Below are 6423 nucleotides of genomic sequence, written 5' to 3'. Positions count from 1 at the left end.
TTACAGACCTGAACGGCCTGAAGTTTCAGCTAGGTACCCCGTAAGTAAAACCTGATGAACATAAATACACCGTTTGATTATGGTGAACGCATCGAAGCCTACACCGCTGCAACTTCAAGTAAAAAGGGCAGCAATAATACTATGCCGACTAAATAAGAAGTGGCTAATCATCGGTCAAATGGTTGATTCACCCGCACACTAGCTTAGACGAGTGAATCAACCACTTCACCTCAATTGACGCTACCGCACCTTATTTTGGGCGATAATACACACTTAGGAACACGAGAATGAAAACCTTTCCCCGAACTCTGGTTGCACTTACCGTTATAGCCAGCAGCTCAGTATACAGCGCTGGCTTTCAAGTTGCCGAGCATTCCGCCTCCGGTCTTGGCCGAGCTTTTTCTGGTGAAGGCGCGGTGGCAGATAACGCCAGTGTGCTAGCACGCAATCCAGCAGCCATGACTCGTTTTGAACGTGCGCAATTTTCTGGCGCCCTGAGTATCATCGATCCTGAAGTTGATGTTTATGATCTGAGCAATCAACAAAAAATGTCGGATATCGCTCCTCTCCAAGTGGTTCCAGCGGCTTATTATTTAAGCCCAATTAATGAACAGTGGAGCTGGGGAATCGGCCTTTTCACTACCTATGGTGTAGCAACCGATTACCCAACCGACATTTATGCTGGTGACATGGCAGGCGACACTGCGTTGATTTCGGTTAACCTCAACCCGAGCCTAGCGTACAAAGTCAATCAACATCTTAGTTTGGGCGCTGGGATTAATCTTGTTTATGCCCATGCAGAGCTCAATCGTCACCAAGGTGGCTTAGCGCCCACTTTAGGTGGTCAACCAAGTGATAAGCTGATCTCTATGGAAGGCGATACCTTAGGTTATGGCTGGAATATTGGCGCACTTTACTCAGTGAACGAAAATCACCGCTTTGGGTTTTCCTACCGCTCACAAGTCAAACTCGATTTTGATGATGGTACCTTTTCCAGCTATAACTCTGGCGCGGCCAGCAAGCCCGAGGTCGTCGGCCGCTTAAAACTTGATCTACCAGAAATTTGGGAAATATCCGCCTTTCATCAGCTCAATGATCAATGGGCGATTCACTATGGCTATCAACGCACCGGATGGCGTTCATTCAAAGAGCTCAAAGCCACTTCTGCTGAGTGTAAAGACGGTGTCTGCTTCCAAAAACCAGAAGACTATAAAGACAACGGCCGCTGGTCCCTTGGCACCACCTATCGCCTTAATCATGATTGGACACTGCGCGCTGGTTTAGCATTTGATGAACAAGCGGGTAAAGCCACCTTGAGCATTCCAGATAGCGACCGCTACTGGTATTCAGCCGGTTTTACTTACACTTTGAGTGATGCCATGACCCTAGATGCGGGCTTTGCATTAGTAAGAAGCAAGGAAGGTAACTTCACCGAAACCAACGCCGCAGGCCAAAGCTTGAATTTCAACACTAAAGCCAATGCCTATATCAGTGCCATCCAGCTCAATTACCAGTTCTAAATAGGTTAAGAACCCCATGAAAAAACTACTTAAAATTTCCCTGCTCTGCTCGGCTCTCTGGTTAGCGGGATGCGGCGATGACACGCAAAGCTCTGGCGCACCGACCATTAGCTATGAGCCACATATTGCAAAGGCATTAACTCGCGAAACACAGATTAAATTTCAGTTAAGCGGCGCGAACCCTTCGGTGCCGCTGCCATCGTATGCGTTAATGAACCCACAAGATGGCACCTTGAACTTACCCACGGATGGTGACAACTCGCCCAGTAATCCACGGGTTGCCATGAATCAGCTCGATGGCTGGTCAACCACAATGCCACTGTATCTGGATTTTACTGGCGGCAATTTGGAAACTGGCGCCATCACAGACGGTATTTATCTAGTTGAACTAAAAGAGTCATTATTAGCTAATCCTAATACACAAGCATTCGAAAAGGTATTTAAACTAGGCGATGAGCTTGATAAAAAAGACTTTGTCGCCTTTAGCGATGCTGCGACCAATAAGATCGCCATTTACCCAACTAAGCCATTAAACCCCGCGAGCAACTATATTTTAGCCATCACCAGTGAAGTAGAAGACGCACAAGGCGAGCCAATCGGTACCTCAAGTAGCTATGCGACCCTTAAATCTAAGCAGCGGATTTATAGCCAAGGGCAATTAGCACAATTGCAGAAAATCACTCATGGTACGGAAGCCCTGTTTAGCGCAACCGGTGTTGTTGATGCAGAAAAGATCGTATACAGCACTTGGTTTAGCACCCAATCAGTGGGTGAAACCTTAAGCGCTGTAGCTAGCGCAACGGCCTTCGGCGCGAGTAAAGGAAAGCCATTAGCGGTTTGGCAGCAAACATTTGAAAATCAAAATGATGCTTATCAAATGACCTTTGAAGACCCCAAGCCTTTTGCTGAAGCGCTCAACGCAGATAAGGCTTTTGATCAATATATCAAAGCTTCCAAGGAGCTACTCATTAAAGCTTATGATCAGTCCGTCACTGATACCGGTCAATCGGTTAACGTCACTCATGGCGCGGTGACTCTGCCTTACTACCTTGAAACCGGCGCCAATTGGAATACACAAGCGTTTAGCGCCGCTTCCCCCAGCCTAGCGAAAATCTCAGCAGCGTTAAAAGACCCTGTTGAGCAGGCTCATCTTGCCGCACAATTGATCCGCGCTGGTATTGATCTTACTCAGCTTGCAACTAATCCAGCAGAGCAGATGAAATTAGTTGGTCTTGAGCTCACGAAAACCGATGGCAGCCGATTAGACAGCGAGCGTTTGATCACCCGCTATTCACCGCTGCCAAGTATTAAATCACTGCAAACCGTGCCGTTTTTACTTTTTACTCCCCAAACCGGTACGGTTAAGGACGTGGTGATTTATCAGCACGGCATTACCTCAGCCAAAGAAAATGCCTACGCGTTTGCGTTTCGCCTTGCTCAAGCGGGTTTAGCGGTGATTGCGATTGATATGCCACTGCACGGAGAGCGCAGTTTAGACGAGCAGCGCTCAGCCAATACCAATGTACTGGCCTATTTAAACTTAGCTAACTTACCCGTGGCCCGTGATAATGTGCGTCAAAGTATTTTGGATGTGCTGGCACTGCGCGCTGCGCTAACCCTGTCACAATCAACTTTCATCGGCTCGCCCCTTGAGAACGTCAATATTGCAACAGGCTCACAGATTAAACTGCTCGGTCATTCATTAGGTGGTATTGTCGGGCTGTCGGCACTGGCAGCGAGTGAGCAAGATTTTGGTAGTGGCGAAGCGAATGCTCTCTATCAGTTTAGCGCCGCAGCGATCCATAACTCTGGTGGTCGTATCGCGCCACTTCTGTTTGGTTCTGATGCTTTTGCACCGCAGATCAAACATAACTTAGCGCTGACTTCTGCTCAGTATAAGGCGTTTGCAGACACATACTGTATTGGGCAAACTGACTCCGCGTGTTACGGTATCTTTGAACAAAATGCAACTGAACTACAAAAAGCACAATTAAACGCACTATTTGCTCAGTTTAGTTTTGCTGCTCAATCGGTGCTCGACAGCATAGATCCAATGGCAAATCTAGCCTCAGGTATCAAAACGCCGTTATTGCTGACTCAAGTTAACAATGACGATACAGTGCCGAATGTCACCAAAGAAGCAGGTATACTGCCATTTGCTGGTACAGAGCCAGTGGCGAGCTTACTTGGATTAACGAAGATCAATAGCACGACAGCAACCGTAAATGGGCAGAGCAGCGTCTTTATTGAGTATAATGGCACGGCTAAGCATTCTACCTTTATTGCCCCACAGAATGATGATGGGTCTGATGCACTTCACCATGGTCAAATGCAAGCACAAACCATTGATTTTTTAATTGATAACCAATTAAATAGTGCGATTCCAGATACCGTATTGCACTAATCAACCAAAGCGTACAGCGGTAATATAGAAAACAATAAAGGCAGGATTTCCTGCCTTTATTGCTGCTGAGCGTTATCAAGTCAATCTTTTAGAACTTATAACCGCCAGCGATCATAAATACCCAAGGATTAATTTTTACATCGGTGGATTGGGCATCAACACCCGCTTTATATTTTGCTGTGGTTTCAATATTGGCGTACCAAACTGATGCGTTAAAGAACCAGTTATCATCGAGCATATAGTCGACACCAACATTGGCCGCTAGACCCCAAGAATCATCCAGTTTTAAATCACTAAGCCCGGCTGTTTTTCCAGTATCATTAAATTTTTCATCAAAGAAATTGGTGTAGTTAACACCAGCGCCAACATAAGGACGCCATGTGCTGCCCGCTTCACCAAAATAGTACTGGACCATCACCGTCGGTGGTAAATGCTTAGTTTTACCGATATCCCCTAAACCACCAAGATCGGTCGAGATCTTATGCGAGAAAGGCGTTGCGGCTAATAACTCAATACTGAAATTATCCGTCAACATATAACCGAGCGTTAAGCCCAGCTGAGTATTACTGTTCACCGACAATTCATTTTGCGAACCAAGAATTTTATCACTGCTATCGTTAGGTACCACGCTAGCGATACCCGCACGCACCAAAATATCCCCTTGCTGATGAGCAAGCACTGAAGTTGAAGCTAAAGCGGTAAGGACAGCTAATCCACAGACTGTTTTTTTCATGCTACTTTCCTTTTGTTGGGCTAATTATTCTTTTTGTTGGCGCGCACAGTAGCATATAAAAACCACACTATTTTGATGGAAATCAATTTGTGAATTTTTTTGGTTAAAAAGATGAAAATCTGTAAACTTTGTCACAATAAATACTCAAGCAACACAATCATCTAATGCAAACTAGGCGTGCCACGCAAAAAGCAAGCTAACCGTAAGAACATTCGGCGATGTTGATTGAGTCAGTCATCATGAGTATGGAAACAATAGACTTGGCTCAAAAGACGCTACCGCAGCGCGGCAGCTTCAGTAGAAAAGAACAGTTCACTACAACACTAGGTACGGTAAAGTACTTTTATTACATGCCAACCAAACTTGGTTTTCACTAATTGCGGCGTCAAAATTTCACCCTGAAAGCACGCTTTATCAAAGGCAGGAACCATTTGTCCTTGGCGAAACTCGCCTAAATCACCACCACGCTTACCCGATGGGCAAAGTGAATGCTTTTTGGCTAAGGTTTGAAATTTAGCGCCTTTTTTTAATTGCTGTAGTAATTCATCAGCTTGCTCTTTGTGCTTGACTAAAATGTGCAATGCAGCGGCTGTTTTCGCCATAGGGAGATACTCGATCTAATAACAAAGCTGCTTATTTTAACCAAAGCAGCCTCATAATGCATCTTTTCGATATTCATCGCTCGTCAAGAAGCTTTAACTGCTAAAAATAGCTCAATAGCGTTACGAAGCGGCAATTTTCAGTTACTATAGAGGGTGTAGTGTGTTTATTTTTGAGTAGTGTGTTATGGCCAAAACCGTCAGTAAAGCAAATCAGTCGCAAGGGATGTTGATGTTTACCCTCAACTCACAGCAACAGCTGTTTGCTATTGGAACGTTAAAAGTAAGGGAAATTGTCCCCTATTTACCGATGACGCAAATCCCGTATTCTCATCATCATGTGGTGGGAACGGTGACGATACGTAATCTAACGGTACCAGTGATTGATATGGCCGCAGCCATTGGATTTAGACCGATTACTCCTCAAGAATATAAACAGTGTTATTTGATTGTCACCGACTGCCTGCGCACTGTGGTTGCCTTTATGGTACGCGGCATTGAAAAGATCATCGAATGTAATTGGCGATCGATTGAATCTGCACCAGTGACAGCGGGCAATAATGTCTTTGTTACCGGGATCACTCGCTATCAAGATCGTATTGTTCAACTACTGGATGTCGAACTGCTGCTCTCAAAAATCTACCCACAATACGAATCCACCAAAGTGCCGATGCTGACCGATATTGAACGTGAGCGGCTTAAACCACTGAATATTTTACTGGTTGATGACTCATCAATTGCCCGTAAACAACTGGCCGATGCGTTAGATAGAATCAACATTCCTTATCAGATTTGTAAAAATGGGTTGGAGGCTATTGAACTAATGCGCCGCCTAGCTGATGAGCATAATGCGATTGACCTTTTAGTCAGTGATATTGAAATGCCCGGACTTGATGGCTATGAGCTGGCTTTTGAGGTACAAAACGATTCTCGCTTAAGTCACGCTTATTGTATTTTGCACACCTCATTGTCGAGTGAAATTTGTGTCGACCGCGCTCATCAAGTTGGCGCACACGAGGCATTAGAAAAATTTAACGCCACTGAACTTATTGAAGCGATGCTCAGAGGCGCGAAAAAACTTGAATCGCAACGCTCGTCATCCCTCTCAATGTAATCCACGATAACAGCAAGATCGGCGGATTTTTGCAGCAAAATGAGCAAAAATCC

5 protein-coding genes are annotated in these 6423 nt (G+C 45.2%); 3 read left to right on the top strand and 2 right to left on the bottom strand.

Going from position 1 to position 6423, the window contains the following annotated elements:
• Window positions 1-287: 287 nt before the first annotated feature.
• On the top strand, window positions 288-1520 hold the full coding sequence (locus tag CAG60_RS15470; RefSeq protein WP_161439360.1) for an outer membrane protein transport protein: 1233 nt from the start codon (window positions 288-290) through the stop codon (window positions 1518-1520).
• A 16-nt stretch (window positions 1521-1536) separates the two neighbouring features.
• Window positions 1537-3924 carry a VolA/Pla-1 family phospholipase gene (locus tag CAG60_RS15465; protein WP_161439359.1) on the top strand — a complete coding sequence of 796 codons (2388 nt, stop codon included), beginning with the start codon at window positions 1537-1539 and terminating at the stop codon, window positions 3922-3924.
• Window positions 3925-4012: 88 nt separating this feature from the next.
• Here the strand turns inward: CAG60_RS15465 and ompW are convergent, their stop codons facing one another.
• Both ompW and ppiC read right to left on the bottom strand, forming a co-directional pair.
• Entirely contained in the window at window positions 4013-4657 is a 645-nt protein-coding gene (gene ompW / locus CAG60_RS15460; RefSeq protein WP_161439358.1) for an outer membrane protein OmpW, read from the bottom strand.
• A gap of 323 nt (window positions 4658-4980) precedes the next feature.
• A complete protein-coding gene (gene ppiC / locus CAG60_RS15455) occupies window positions 4981-5259 on the bottom strand; it encodes a peptidylprolyl isomerase PpiC (protein WP_072671031.1) in 279 nt (92 codons plus the stop codon).
• Between the two features lie 184 nt (window positions 5260-5443).
• Between ppiC and CAG60_RS15450 the strand changes: the two genes are divergently transcribed.
• Window positions 5444-6370, top strand: coding sequence for a chemotaxis protein (locus CAG60_RS15450; protein ID WP_040905299.1), 927 nt, complete (start codon window positions 5444-5446; stop codon window positions 6368-6370).
• Window positions 6371-6423: the final 53 nt, after the last annotated feature.

The organism is Vibrio sp. V33_P6A3T137 (genome assembly GCF_009904835.1).
In the GTDB taxonomy this organism is placed as follows: Bacteria; Pseudomonadota; Gammaproteobacteria; order Enterobacterales; family Vibrionaceae; genus Vibrio; species Vibrio metschnikovii.
This window is presented reverse-complemented; position numbering and strand designations above follow the sequence as displayed.

Coding starts and splice junctions, on each gene's coding strand:
- CAG60_RS15470 (WP_161439360.1), top strand. CDS start 288: ATGAAAACCTTTCCCCGAACTCTGGTTGCACTTACCGTTATAGCCAGC.
- CAG60_RS15465 (WP_161439359.1), top strand. CDS start 1,537: ATGAAAAAACTACTTAAAATTTCCCTGCTCTGCTCGGCTCTCTGGTTA.
- ppiC (WP_072671031.1), bottom strand. CDS start 5,259: ATGGCGAAAACAGCCGCTGCATTGCACATTTTAGTCAAGCACAAAGAG.
- ompW (WP_161439358.1), bottom strand. CDS start 4,657: ATGAAAAAAACAGTCTGTGGATTAGCTGTCCTTACCGCTTTAGCTTCA.
- CAG60_RS15450 (WP_040905299.1), top strand. CDS start 5,444: ATGGCCAAAACCGTCAGTAAAGCAAATCAGTCGCAAGGGATGTTGATG.